This window comes from Corynebacterium sp. ACRPH, from assembly GCF_022347285.1.
Lineage (GTDB): Bacteria > Actinomycetota > Actinomycetes > Mycobacteriales > Mycobacteriaceae > Corynebacterium.
In genome coordinates this window covers 173,932-186,185 of the sequence record NZ_JAKRND010000001.1, presented here as the reverse complement: position 1 = coordinate 186,185, position 12,254 = coordinate 173,932, and the positions used below count along the sequence as shown (strand labels likewise).

At 64.0% G+C, this 12,254-nt stretch carries 11 protein-coding genes; all 11 read left to right on the top strand.

Annotation, left to right across the window (positions count from 1 at the left end):
* Nucleotides 1–3 precede the first annotated feature (3 nt).
* A complete protein-coding gene (locus tag MHX66_RS00855) occupies nucleotides 4–1,290 on the top strand; it encodes a phosphotransferase (protein WP_239198569.1) in 1,287 nt (428 codons plus the stop codon).
* A 19-nt stretch (nucleotides 1,291–1,309) separates the two neighbouring features.
* Nucleotides 1,310–2,704, top strand: coding sequence for a replication-associated recombination protein A (locus tag MHX66_RS00850; RefSeq protein ID WP_239198566.1), 1,395 nt, complete (start codon nucleotides 1,310–1,312; stop codon nucleotides 2,702–2,704).
* 53 nt (nucleotides 2,705–2,757) lie between these two features.
* A complete protein-coding gene (gene alaS, locus MHX66_RS00845; protein WP_239198563.1) occupies nucleotides 2,758–5,421 on the top strand; it encodes an alanine--tRNA ligase in 2,664 nt (887 codons plus the stop codon).
* Between the two features lie 21 nt (nucleotides 5,422–5,442).
* Entirely contained in the window at nucleotides 5,443–5,910 is a 468-nt protein-coding gene (gene ruvX, locus MHX66_RS00840; protein WP_239198560.1) for a Holliday junction resolvase RuvX, read from the top strand.
* Nucleotides 5,911–6,046: 136 nt separating this feature from the next.
* Nucleotides 6,047–7,183, top strand: a complete 1,137-nt coding sequence (mltG, locus tag MHX66_RS00835) for an endolytic transglycosylase MltG (RefSeq protein ID WP_370646242.1) — start codon at nucleotides 6,047–6,049, stop codon at nucleotides 7,181–7,183.
* A 97-nt stretch (nucleotides 7,184–7,280) separates the two neighbouring features.
* Entirely contained in the window at nucleotides 7,281–8,165 is an 885-nt protein-coding gene (locus MHX66_RS00830) for a shikimate dehydrogenase (protein WP_239198554.1), read from the top strand.
* A gap of 100 nt (nucleotides 8,166–8,265) precedes the next feature.
* A complete protein-coding gene (locus MHX66_RS00825; protein WP_370646240.1) occupies nucleotides 8,266–8,721 on the top strand; it encodes a prepilin peptidase in 456 nt (151 codons plus the stop codon).
* A gap of 54 nt (nucleotides 8,722–8,775) precedes the next feature.
* The gene (gene aroC, locus MHX66_RS00820) at nucleotides 8,776–10,035 is read left to right on the top strand and encodes a chorismate synthase (protein WP_239198551.1); all 1,260 of its coding nucleotides are present in this window, start codon (nucleotides 8,776–8,778) and stop codon (nucleotides 10,033–10,035) included.
* Complete coding sequence (locus MHX66_RS00815; protein ID WP_239198548.1) at nucleotides 10,032–10,589, top strand: shikimate kinase; 558 nt, start codon at nucleotides 10,032–10,034, stop codon at nucleotides 10,587–10,589. The genes aroC and MHX66_RS00815 overlap by 4 nt, the downstream gene beginning before the upstream one ends.
* 57 nt (nucleotides 10,590–10,646) lie before the next feature.
* A complete protein-coding gene (gene aroB / locus MHX66_RS00810) occupies nucleotides 10,647–11,753 on the top strand; it encodes a 3-dehydroquinate synthase (protein ID WP_239198545.1) in 1,107 nt (368 codons plus the stop codon).
* A 46-nt stretch (nucleotides 11,754–11,799) separates the two neighbouring features.
* Nucleotides 11,800–12,252, top strand: coding sequence for a type II 3-dehydroquinate dehydratase (gene aroQ / locus MHX66_RS00805; RefSeq protein ID WP_239198542.1), 453 nt, complete (start codon nucleotides 11,800–11,802; stop codon nucleotides 12,250–12,252).
* Nucleotides 12,253–12,254: the final 2 nt, after the last annotated feature.

Sequence of the window (12,254 nt, the reverse complement as noted above, 5' to 3'; positions counted from 1 at the left end):
GTAGTGCAATCAGTCGAGTCCACTGTCGAGGCGGCAACCCAGGTTTTGGCGAACCGCTTCGGAGGTTCACCCGAACTCAGCGATCCGCAGGATCTGGGTGGGAGTGGCTCCTCGATGGTTCTGCGCTGCCGGATTTCCGCCGACCCCTTCCTGCAGGAACGCACGGTGGTTATCAAGCAGCTGCCGCCGGAAAGCGAAGGGGACGCGGGCGCCGCGAACGCTGATGGCAGCGGCGGGGCCGGCGATGGCTCCAACGAGGGTGCCGGCGACGCAGGGGAGTTCGGCCCGGATGCCCTGGGCATGCTCCGCGAGGTCGTGGCCTACCAGTACACCAACACCCTGGCGGAGACGGTACGCCCCGGCCCGGTACTGCTGGCTTATGACATCGACCAGCGCCTGCTGGTTCTGTCGGACGCGGGCGATGGCACGAGCTTTACAGACGTGCTGACCCTGCAAGATTCCAAGTCCCGCATCGGAGCCCTGCGTAAGCTCGGCCGTTCACTGGGCAAGATGCACGCTGCCACTTTCGGTGGCGCGCAGTCTTACTCCACCCTGATGCGCCGCCAGTGCCAGCGCCACCACATCAGTCCCGAGGCGATTGAAGAGTCCGACATCAACGTCGGCGAGCTCATCCAGTCTGGCGTGGACCTCATGATTTCGAACGGCCTGACCATCGACCCGGTGGTGCAGCGCTACGCCACCAAGGCCGTCGAGCGTCAGAGCAAGTCCGAGTTCCTTGTCTTCACACCCTTCGACCTGGCGCCCGACAACGTCATGCTCACGGACAACATCGTGCTGCTGGACTATGAATGGGCCGGGTTCCGGGACGCAGCCTTCGACGTCGCCTGCGTGGTGGCGGGCTTCCCGCAGGACAATTCCACCCCGGCTTTGGACGAGCCGGAGACCACGGAGTTCCTCGCCGCCTGGCGTGCGGAGGCACAGCAAATCTGGCCTGCCATTTCCGAAGATAGGGTCTTCCACGACTGGGTCATGTCCGCCCTCATCGGCTGGGCTTTCCTGTCGTTGATCATGATGTACTACGGTCGGCTTTCCGTGGCCAAGCACCCCTCGTTCGTCTTCGGCGATGAATCAGACAACCAGGAGGTCTCGCGCTCTATCCGCCACATGTCGGAGGAGCAGCTTGAGGATTTGGCCACGACGGTGGAAGCCATCAAGCGTTTCTCCCGCCGCCGCGACTCCCAAGACTTCGCGGCGATCGGCGAGTTTGCGCAGGTTCTGTTGAAGGTGCTGTCGCAGCTGAGAGCCTTCCCGAACGAGCGCGAAGCGTAGCGCCCGCCGCTTAAAGCCGATGGACGATCTGTTTTCCCAAGGTCAGCAGGGCAGTGGCGCCGGTGCCACAGACGGAACCGACGCGCACGCCGCCGAGGCGTATTTTCACCCCGGCTCCCACGCCCCATTGGCGGTTCGCATGCGACCCCGCAGCCTCGACGAGGTGGTCGGCCAGGATAAGGTACTGGGCCCAGGCTCGCCGCTGCGCCGCCTGATCGAGGGCCACGGCGATACCTCCGTCATCCTCTACGGCCCGCCTGGCACCGGCAAGACCACCATCGCCAGCCTCATCTCCCAGGCCTCCGGTCGCCGCTTCGAGGCCTTAAGCGCCCTGAACTCCGGCGTCAAGGAAGTCCGCGCGATCATCGAGCAGGCCCGCAAGCGCCTGGTCATGGGCGAGCACACCGTGCTGTTCATCGACGAGGTGCACCGCTTTTCCAAGACCCAGCAGGACGCGCTACTCGCCGCCGTCGAAAACCGCACCGTCCTATTGGTCGCCGCCACCACCGAGAATCCGTCGTTTTCCGTGGTGTCGCCGCTGTTGTCGCGCTCGTTGCTCGTCCAACTTTCTTCTCTTAGTGACGCCGACATCCGCACCGTACTGCAGCGCGCTCTCGACGATGAGCGCGGATACGCCGGCCAACTGCGGGTGACCCCCGAGGCCATGGACCAGCTCGTCGCCATGGCTGCCGGTGATGCCCGCCGTAGCCTGACGTACCTGGAGGCCGCGGCCGAGGGAGTCGAGCCGCAAGGGGAGGACGGAGTGGCGGAGCTGGTGGCGTCACAAGTAAAAAAGTCCCTTAACAAGGCAGTGGCGCGATACGACCGCGACGGCGACCAGCACTACGACATCACCAGTGCCTTCATTAAATCCATCCGCGGTTCGGATCCGGACGCCGCGCTGCACTACCTAGCCCGCATGCTGGAAGGCGGCGAAGATCCGCGCTTCATCGCCCGTAGGCTGGTTATCCACGCCAGCGAGGACATCGGCATGGCCGACCCGCAGGCGCTTCAGGTGGCGGTGGCGGCGTATCACGCGGTGAGCTTCATCGGCATGCCGGAGGCACGGCTCAACCTGGCGCAGGCTACGATCCACCTGGCGACCGCGCCGAAGTCCAACGGGGTGATCGCGGCCATCAACTCCGCCATTGGGGACGTGCAGGCGGGCAAAGGCGGGGCCGTTCCGGCTCACCTGCGCGACGGCCACTACCAAGGGGCGAAGGCGCTGGGTAACGCGGTGGGATACGTCTATCCGCACGACGATCCGAAGGGCGTGGTGCCGCAGCAGTACCTGCCGGACGATCTGAAGGACGCGGTGTACTACCGGCCGACAACCCACGGCAACGAAAAGACCATTGCCGCGCGCTTGAGTAGCCTTAGGGCTATCGTTCGCTCCTTCCTGACCCGGGGGTAGAATGTACGCATTCCATTTACAGTCGACATAGAACTCTACGAGGTAAAGCCACCGTGCAAACGCATGAGATCCGCCAGCGCTTCATCGAGCACTTCACCAAGGCCGGGCACACCGAGGTACCCAGCGCATCGCTGATCCTGGACGACCCGAACCTTCTGTTCGTGAACGCCGGCATGGTTCCGTTCAAGCCCTACTTCCTGGGCCAGCAGAACCCACCGTTTGAGAACGGCACGGCGACCTCCATCCAGAAGTGCGTGCGCACTTTGGACATCGACGAGGTTGGCATTACCACCCGCCATAACACGTTCTTCCAGATGGCGGGCAACTTTTCCTTCGGCGCGTACTTCAAGGAAGGTGCGATCACGCACGCCTGGACGCTGCTGACCGATCCGGTGGAAGAAGGCGGTCTGGGCCTCGACCCGGAGCGGTTGTGGGTCACCGTCTTTACCGACGACGACGAGGCTGCGGAGATCTGGAACAAGAAGATCGGCGTACCCGAGCACAAAATCCAGCGCCTCGGCATGGAGGATAACTACTGGTCCATGGGTATTCCCGGCCCGTGCGGCCCCTGCTCGGAGATCTACTACGACCGCGGCCCGGAGCACGGCCAGGAGGGTGGCCCGATCGTCGACGACACCCGCTACATCGAGATCTGGAACCTCGTGTTCATGGAGAACGAGCGCGGCGAGGGCCTGGGCAAGGGCAACTTCGAGATCGTCGGCAAGCTGCCGAAGAAGAACATCGATACCGGCCTGGGCATCGAGCGCGTCGCCTGCATCCTGCAGGACGTGGACAACGTGTACGAGACCGACCTGCTGCGCCCCGTCATCGACGTGGCCCAGGAGGTCACCGGCGCCAACTACGGCGCAGACCAGGCCAACGACGTGCGCTTCCGCGTGATCGCCGACCACTCCCGCACCGGTCTGATGCTGATGCTCGACGGCGTGACCCCCGGCAACGAGGGACGCGGCTACATTCTGCGCCGCCTGCTGCGCCGCATCATCCGCTCCGCCCGCCTGCTGGGTGCAACGGGGGAGACCCTGGAGAAGTTCATGGACACCGTGCGGGAGACCATGACGCCCTCCTACCCGGAAATCGCCGAGAACTACGAGCGCATTCGCGCCGTAGCTCTGTCCGAGGAGAAGTCCTTCCTGAAGACCCTGGAATCCGGCTCCCAGATGTTCGACAACTGGGCCCACGGCGCGAAGGAACGCGGCGAGGATACAGTCCCGGGCGACGTTGCTTTCTCCCTGCACGACACTCACGGATTCCCGATCGACCTGACCCAGGAGATGGCCGCCGAGGCCGGCCTGAAGGTGGACATCGACGGCTTCCACGACCTGATGGCGGAGCAGAAGGCCCGCGCCAAGGCCGATAACAACGCCAAGAAGCTGGGCCACGTGGATCAGACGATCTACCGTCCATTCGTGGATAACCACCCGACCGTGTTCACCGGCTACGAGAACCTGGCTGACGAAGCTTCCGTGCTGGGCATCATCCGCGACGGCGCACTGGTGGAGACTGCCCCGGAGGGCGCTGCCGCTCAGGTGATCCTGGACCGCACCCCGTTCTACGCCGAGGCCGGCGGCCAGATGGCCGACCGCGGCGAGCTGTCCACCACCTCCGGTGCTGCCCGGGTGGAGGACGTGCAGAAGGTCGGTAAGAAGGTCTGGGTACACCACGTGACCGTCAGCGGCGGCGAGCTGGCCGTGGGGCAGAAGGTGCAGGCCACGGTGGACAAGGCGTGGCGCCACCAGGCACGCCAGGCGCACTCCGGCACGCACCTGATCCACGCCGCCCTGCGTGAGGTGCTGGGGCCGACAGCCGTCCAGGCGGGCTCCATGAACAAGCCGGGCTACCTGCGCTTCGACTTCAACTACGGCGAGCAGCTGACCGAGCACCAGCTGAACCAGATCGAGGAGATCGCCAACGGCGCCGTGGATAGCGACTACCAGGTGAACACCATCGAGACCTCCCTGGAGGAAGCCAAGGCGATGGGCGCCATGGCTCTGTTCGGCGAGAATTACGGTTCCGAGGTGCGCGTCGTGGAGATCGGCGGACCGTTCTCCATGGAGCTGTGCGGCGGTATCCACGTGGAGCACTCCTCCCAGGTCGGCCCGATCTCTGTACTCGGTGAGTCCTCCGTCGGCTCCGGCGTGCGCCGCATCGAGGCCTACACCGGCATGGATTCCTTCCGCTTCCTCAGCACCGAGAAGTCTCTGGTGGCCGGCCTGGCAACCAGCCTGAAGACCCCGAGCGAGGAACTGCCGGAGCGCATCGACGCGCTCACCGCCAAGTTGAAGGCCGCCGAGAAGCAGATCCAGCAGTTGCGCGCCCAGCAGCTGCAGGGGCAGGTAGGCCAGCTGGTAGAGAAGGCTGAGACTATCGGCGAGGTCAAGGTCCTGGCCGAGGAGCTGCCGGAAGGCGTGGCCGCAGGCGACCTGCGCACCCTCGCCATGGATGCGAAGAACCGCCTGGGCTCCGAGCCCGCCGTCGTGGTATTCGCCTCCGTGGACGGGGAGAAGGTTCCTTTCGTCGCCGCTGCGAACGATGCTGCCGTGGACAAGGGCATCAAGGCCGGCGAGCTCGTCAAGGCCTTCGGGGAGAAGGTTGCCGGTCGCGGTGGCGGTAAGCCGGCCATGGCGCAGGGCTCTGGTTCGGACGCCGCCGGCATCCCCGCCGGCATCGAGGCCGTCAAGAGCGCGCTGCGCGGATAGTCGGCCGGGGAGTTTTCGCTGATGCAGACCGAAAGGCCAGACCCAGCCACCGACCCCGGCCGTGGCCGGAGGCTCGGCCTCGACGTGGGCACCGTGCGCATTGGGGTGGCGATCTCGGATCCGGACTGCATCCTCGCCACACCCGTGGAGACCGTCCAGGCCACCGCGGACGACGCGGATGTGCAGCGCGTGGCGGAGATCTGCCGCGAGAATTTCGTGGTGGAGATCGTTGTTGGTCTGCCGGTCGCGCTGCGCGGGAACCATACACAAAGCACCCTTAATGCCGAGGAATTTGCCCGCTTGGTTAAAGATGAATTGCCGGACATTCCGCTGCGCATGGTGGACGAAAGAATGTCTACGATGGCCGCTACGCAGGCGTTTCACGCCTCTGGCGTCAATAGTAAAAAAGGCAGAAAGAAGATCGACCAGGCAGCAGCGGTACATATTCTGCAGGGGTGGTTAGACACGCGGCGGCGCGCGCTTTCCTAAAATTTACCAATTCGTGAGAAAATGACCGGCGACGCTTAACACCGTCAGGCTCAGCTTGTATCTGACGTCAAAGAGAAAACCTAAGAGTTTAACCCTGTACGAAAGGCCACACTGACCTATGGGACCGACCCGTAAAATGCAGCCGAAGTTTAGACGGCGCCGTCAGCTTGCCGCCGCGCTGGCTCTCGCTCTGGTCGTCCTCCTGATCGGTACATGTGCCTACGTCTGGTACCAGCGCGACGTTGTGGCTGTGCGCGACTACGAGGGTGAGGGTAATGGCAACGTCGTCATGGTTCGCGTGAGCCCCGGTGACTCTGTGGATAGCTTGTCAGAGCAGCTGGTGGAAAAGGACGTGGTGGGTTCCCGCCGAGCGCTGATGTCCGCTGCGGAGCGTAAGGAACCGGAGCTGCAGGCAGGCTACTACTCACTGCAAGAGCAGATGTCCGCCGACAAGGCCCTGGAGTGGCTGTCTAGCGATGAACGCCGCCGGGGCGTGGTTGACATTCCGAATGGCCTGACCCTCCATGACGTCCAGGTGGTAGACGGAGATAACCGCAAGGGTATCTTCACGTTGGTCTCCGAACAGACTTGCCAGGACGAACAAAACTGTGTGTCCGTCGAGGATCTGCAGAAGGCGGCGGCACAGACCCCGCCGGAGCAGCTAGAGATCGCTGACTGGGCTTTGGATAAGGTGAATGCGCGCGGCGATGATCCGAAGCGCATCGAGGGCTTGATTTCTCCCGGCGTGCATCTCTTCGACCCGACCAGCAGCCCGGAAGAAATCCTCAAGACTCTGCTGAAGACTTCCAAGGAGCAGTACGAAAACACCGGCTTGTTGTCTTCCGCAGAAAAGGTTGGCTTAAGCCCCTACGATATGCTGGTGGCGGCATCTCTGGTGGAGCGCGAGGCTCCGGAAGGCGACTTCGACAAGGTCGCCCGCGTGATCCTGAACCGCCTGCACGAAAACCAAAAGCTGGAGTTCGACTCGACGGTGAACTACGACCTGAGCGAAGTTGAGGTCGCCACCACGGACGAGGATCGTAGGCGGTCGACCCCGTGGAATACCTACGCCAAGGAGGGCCTGCCGGAAACTCCGATTTCCTCGCCTGGCCTACAGGCTCTGCACGCAATCGAGAACCCGGCCGAGGGCGACTGGCTGTACTTCGTTACGGTGGACAAGGACGGTCGAACGGTCTTCAACCGCGATTTCGATGCCCACGAACGGGCTATTGAGGAATCCCGCCGCAACGGTGTGTTGGATTCGAACCGCTAGTCTTCGAGCTAAACCGCTAGCTAGCCAGAACTAGCTAGCACTGGCTAAAACTAGCCGAGACTCAAGAGCAATCTTCATAAGCAAAGGGTGAATTTGTATGTCCGCCGCAGGCCACGTGCTGTCGGTAGATGAGTTCCTGGAGACGCCCGGTATGCGCTGCGCGGTGCTGGGCAGCCCGATCGAGCACTCGCTGTCCCCGCAGCTGCACAGCGCCGGATACCGTGCGCTGGGGTTGGAGATGGATTACTTCCGCGTGGAGGCGGGGGAATCGCGCGATATTCGCCGCCTGTTGAGCGAGTCCGGCGACCAGGTCCGCGGCTTCTCCGTGACGATGCCCGGCAAGCAGGCGGCCTTGGAGTTGGCGGATTTGGCGACGAACCGTGCCCAGGAGATCGGCTCCGCCAACACGTTGGTGCCGCAGGGCGATGGCCAGTGGCTGGCCGACAATACGGACGTGGACGGTGTGACCCGCTGCCTGGAGCACCTCTACGACGGGGACACTTCCGCTCTGCAGGGTGCCAAAGCGGTGATCGTCGGCAACGGAGGCACTGCCCGCCCGGCCGTTGCAGCACTGGCGGCAGCCGGGGTCACCGAGATGACGGTACTGGCGCGTTCCGAGCGCGCCCTGAACCTGCAGGCCATGGTGGAAACTATGGGCATGGATTTTTCCTGGTCCCGCTTCGAGGAGGCCGACATCGCTGGGATCTGCGCCGATGCCGCCGCCGTGATCTCCACGATCCCAGCCCATGCCGCCGAGGAGCTGGCCGAGGGGCTGTGCGCGGCCGCGGGCATCGTGGACGTGATATACGATCCCTATCCCACGCCGCTGCTTTCCGCGGCCAAGGCGAAGTCGATCCCGCACGCCGACGGTCTGCGCATGCTGGCGGGCCAGGCTGAGGAACAGTTCCGCCTGTTCACGGGCCACCCGGCTCCGGAGGGGCTGATGTTGGATACCGTGCTGCGAGCCAAGGGGCAAGCCTAGTTTCTCGCCCTTGTGGATAACTTTTCGCTATCCACAGGCCGGACTTTCTCGAGGCCGTGCGCACGGGGTCTGTCCGCGCGCCTGGCTATTCTTCCGAAGCGTGTATGCGACTTCGCTTCTTCCCTGGTGGCCGCTGCTGCCTTTCGTGCCGTGGGGTATCGCCCTTTTTACTATTGACGCCCGCACCTCCCGCTTGCCCAACTATCTAACCCTTCCCGCGATACCCGCCGCCGGGGTCATGCCTGTGCTCATCCCCGGTCTTAACAGCTGGGCTTTACTCGGCGGTGTGATCTGGTGGGTGGTTGCCTTCGGACTTCCACTGCTACATCCTCGGTTGGTAGCCGGTGGCGGAGATGCAAAGCTTGCGCTTACGACGGGAACTCTGGCAGCTCTCGCTACTCCTCTGGGGGCCTTGGCTGCGATTGGGGTGAGCGGTGTGCTGCACTGCTTCTTCCACGGTGGGCACCAGGGAGGCGGGGATCGGGCGAGTCCCCACGGCCCAGCGATGTTGGTGGCGTCGGGGGCGGTGGTGGTGGCGTCATTAATCTTCCGTTAATAATCCGGGACGTCATTGAAGCTAAGGCTGCATATGGCCTGTATCATGCTCTTTATGCTTCGTTGGACTACTGCAGGTGAATCGCACGGCCAGGCCCTCATTTCGATAATCGAGAACCTCCCGGCCGGTTTGTCGGTAACTCGGGAAGACGTTTCTTATCAGCTGGCACGCCGTCGACTGGGATACGGTCGCGGCGCGCGTATGAAGTTTGAGGCGGACGAAGTGACCTTCGTCGGCGGTGTGCGCCACGGTAAGACCCTGGGCAGCCCGGTTGCCGTGATGATCGGTAACACTGAGTGGCCGAAGTGGACCACGATCATGTCCGCAGACCCGATCGATGAGTCCGATCCGGAGGTCGCAAAGGAGATGGCCAGTGGCCGCGGCGCGAAGCTGACCCGCCCGCGACCGGGCCACGCCGATTTCTCCGGCATGGTGAAGTATGACCACGTAGAGGCACGCCCCATTCTGGAGCGTTCCTCTGCCCGCGAGACCGCCGCGCGCGTAGCAGCCGGTACTTTTGCCCGCGCCCTGCTGCGCGAGGTGCTGGGTGTGGAGGTGCTCTCGCACGTCATCAGCATTGGCCGCTCGGAGCCCTACGAGGGGCCGAGCCCGGAGTTCTCCGACCTTGAAGGCATCGACGCTTCACCGGTGCGCGCCTTCGATTCCGCAGCGGAAGAGTCCATGATCGACGAGATCAAGGCTGCCAAGAAGTCCGGCGATACCCTCGGCGGGATCGTCGAGGTCGTTGTTAAGGGCCTGCCGATCGGCCTGGGCTCCCACATTTCCGGTGACGAGCGCCTGGATGCCCAGCTGGCCGCCGCTCTTATGGGCATTCAGGCAATCAAGGGCGTGGAGATCGGCGATGGGTTCGAGGAGGCCCGCCGCCGTGGCTCCGAGGCGCACGACGAGATGGAGGCAGCTGCTGGCGGTGGCGTACACCGCCTGAGCAACCGTGCCGGAGGACTGGAAGGCGGCATGACCAACGGCGAGGAATTGCGCGTCCGCGCCGCCATGAAGCCGATCAGCACAGTCCCGCGCGCGCTGAAGACCGTGGATATGGCCACTGGCGAGGCCGCCACGGGCATCCACCAGCGTTCCGACGTGTGCGCAGTGCCGGCTGCCGGTGTGGTGGCCGAGACCATGGTCGCCCTGGTGCTGGCCCGCGCCGTACTGAAGAAGTTCGGCGGCGACTCCGTGGAGGAGACTAAGCGCAACGTGCAGTCCTACCTGGAATACGTAGATACCCGCCTCGACTGGTCCGCTGACGCCAGCGAACTGGCCGACGGGGAAGTGGCGGACGGAGAAATCCGATGAGCCCCCGCGCGGTACTGGTGGGGCTTCCGGGCTCCGGTAAGACGACCATCGGTAAGCGCCTGGCCAACGCGCTAAACCTGCAGCTCGTGGACACCGACCACATGCTCGAGGAGAAGCTCGGCAAGACCTGCAACCAGATCATGGGCGAGCTCGGGGAGCCGGGTTTTCGCGAACAAGAGGCCATCGTGGTGGCTGAAGCCCTGCAGACCGACGGAATCGTCTCCCTCGGGGGCGGGGCAGTGGTCACCGAAAGCACCCGAAAGCTGCTCGCCGACCACACGGTGGTGTACCTCAACGTCTCCATCGACGAGGGCGTGCGGCGCACGTCCGGCTCTAACACCCGCCCACTGCTGAACGTCGCCGACCCGCGTGGCAAGTACGCGCAGCTTTTTGCGCAGCGGTCGGCGTACTACGAGGAAGTCTCCAACTTTATGGTGCGCTGCGACGGCAAGGAGCCCCGCCGCGTGGTCACCGACATTCTGATGTTCATCGAAGAAGTGCGCCTGGAGCGGCTCAACGAGCGCGATGCTTCCCACCCAACCCGGACCATTTAGTCCGGGTCCAATATTCCGGCCCCGTAATCAGAATTCACATAAGGATCCTCTCCAACCATGACCAACACACAGCCCGCAGACTTTCAGCAGCAGCGCATTAAGGTGGCCTCCCAGTCGCCCTACGAAGTGGTCATCGACCGGGGCATCGACTTCGCCACCGAGGAGATCCTGAAGGCCGCGGGAACCACGGCCAACTACCTGATCATTCACCAGCCCGCACTCGCAGACCGCGCCGCCGAGCTGTCCCAGCGCCTGACCGATGCCGGCTACGCCGCGCACACCCACCAGATCGAGGACGCAGAGTCGGCGAAGACGGCGCAGTCCGCCGCCGAGTGCTGGGATGTCTGCGCGCAAGTTGGCCTGAGCCGCGCCGATACCATCATCGGCCTGGGCGGCGGCGCCGCCACGGACCTAGCGGGCTTCATCGCCGCCACTTGGATGCGCGGGATCAAGGTCGTGCACTATCCCACCACCTTGCTGGCGATGGTGGACGCTGCAGTCGGCGGCAAGACCGGCATCAATACGCCCGCCGGCAAGAATCTGGTGGGCGCTTTCCACGAGCCCAGCGCGGTCATCGTCGACCTGGAGGTTCTGGAAACCTTGCCGGATGCAGAGATGGTCGCCGGCTCGGCAGAGATCGTCAAGGCGGGCTTCATTGCGGACACGGAGATCCTGGACATCTACGAGGCCGACCCGCAGGCCGCGCTGGATCCGCACGGCAGCTTGCCGGAGCTGATCGCCCGAGCCATCCAGGTGAAGGCCGACGTTGTGGCGGTGGACCTGAAGGAATCCAGCCTGCGCGAGATCCTCAACTACGGCCACACCTACGGCCACGCGGTCGAACACCACGAGGACTACCGCTGGCGCCACGGCCAGGCAGTTGCCGTGGGCATGATCTTCGATGCGGAACTGGCCAAGGCGGCTGGGTTGCTGAGCGAGGCAGACGTTCGGCGTCATCGAGACATCCTTAACGCGATAGGTCTGGCGACCAGCTACGACGGCGCCGAGCTCGACGAGCTGCTGGCGGCGATGGGGCGCGACAAAAAGAACAAGGACGGCAAGATTCGCTTCGTGGTGCTCGAGCAGATCGGCAAGCCCACCCGCCTGGAAGGCCCCAGCGAGGAGCTGCTGCGCGCGGCCTACGCCGCTAGCGTGAAAGCTTAAGAGGGGCGACAGCCAACTAGAGACAACCAACTAGGAGGAGACAGCGATGAATGCAGCACAGCCGCAGGCGCCGAAGGTGTGCGTGATCAACGGCCCGAACCTCAACCGCCTAGGCAAACGCCAGCCGGAAGTCTACGGCACCACCACGCTGGCCGATGTGGAGGACCTGCTGGCCCGCGAGGCGGCGTCCTTGGGCATCGAGGTAGACTTCTTCCAGTCCAACCACGAAGGCGAGCTGCTGGATCGCGTGCACCGCGCCGCCGACGAGGGAGCCGCGGTAATCATCAACCCCGGCGGCTTTACCCACACATCCGTCACGCTGCGCGACGCGCTGGCGGAGATCGCCGACGGAGCGGGCTTCGTGGAAGTTCACATCTCGAACGTGCACGCACGCGAGGAGTTCCGCCACCACAGCTACCTAAGCCCCCTGGCCAGCGGAGTGATCGCCGGCCTGGGCATCTACGGATACGTCGCCGCCCTGCGGTTCTTCGCACAGTAGAA

Bases quoted from the DNA above. Each gene is read 5' to 3' on its own strand.
- MHX66_RS00850 (WP_239198566.1), top strand. From the start codon at position 1,310: ATGGACGATCTGTTTTCCCAAGGTCAGCAGGGCAGTGGCGCCGGTGCC.
- ruvX (WP_239198560.1), top strand. From the start codon at position 5,443: ATGCAGACCGAAAGGCCAGACCCAGCCACCGACCCCGGCCGTGGCCGG.
- mltG (WP_370646242.1), top strand. From the start codon at position 6,047: ATGCAGCCGAAGTTTAGACGGCGCCGTCAGCTTGCCGCCGCGCTGGCT.
- MHX66_RS00830 (WP_239198554.1), top strand. From the start codon at position 7,281: ATGTCCGCCGCAGGCCACGTGCTGTCGGTAGATGAGTTCCTGGAGACG.
- aroC (WP_239198551.1), top strand. From the start codon at position 8,776: ATGCTTCGTTGGACTACTGCAGGTGAATCGCACGGCCAGGCCCTCATT.
- MHX66_RS00815 (WP_239198548.1), top strand. From the start codon at position 10,032: ATGAGCCCCCGCGCGGTACTGGTGGGGCTTCCGGGCTCCGGTAAGACG.
- aroB (WP_239198545.1), top strand. From the start codon at position 10,647: ATGACCAACACACAGCCCGCAGACTTTCAGCAGCAGCGCATTAAGGTG.
- aroQ (WP_239198542.1), top strand. From the start codon at position 11,800: ATGAATGCAGCACAGCCGCAGGCGCCGAAGGTGTGCGTGATCAACGGC.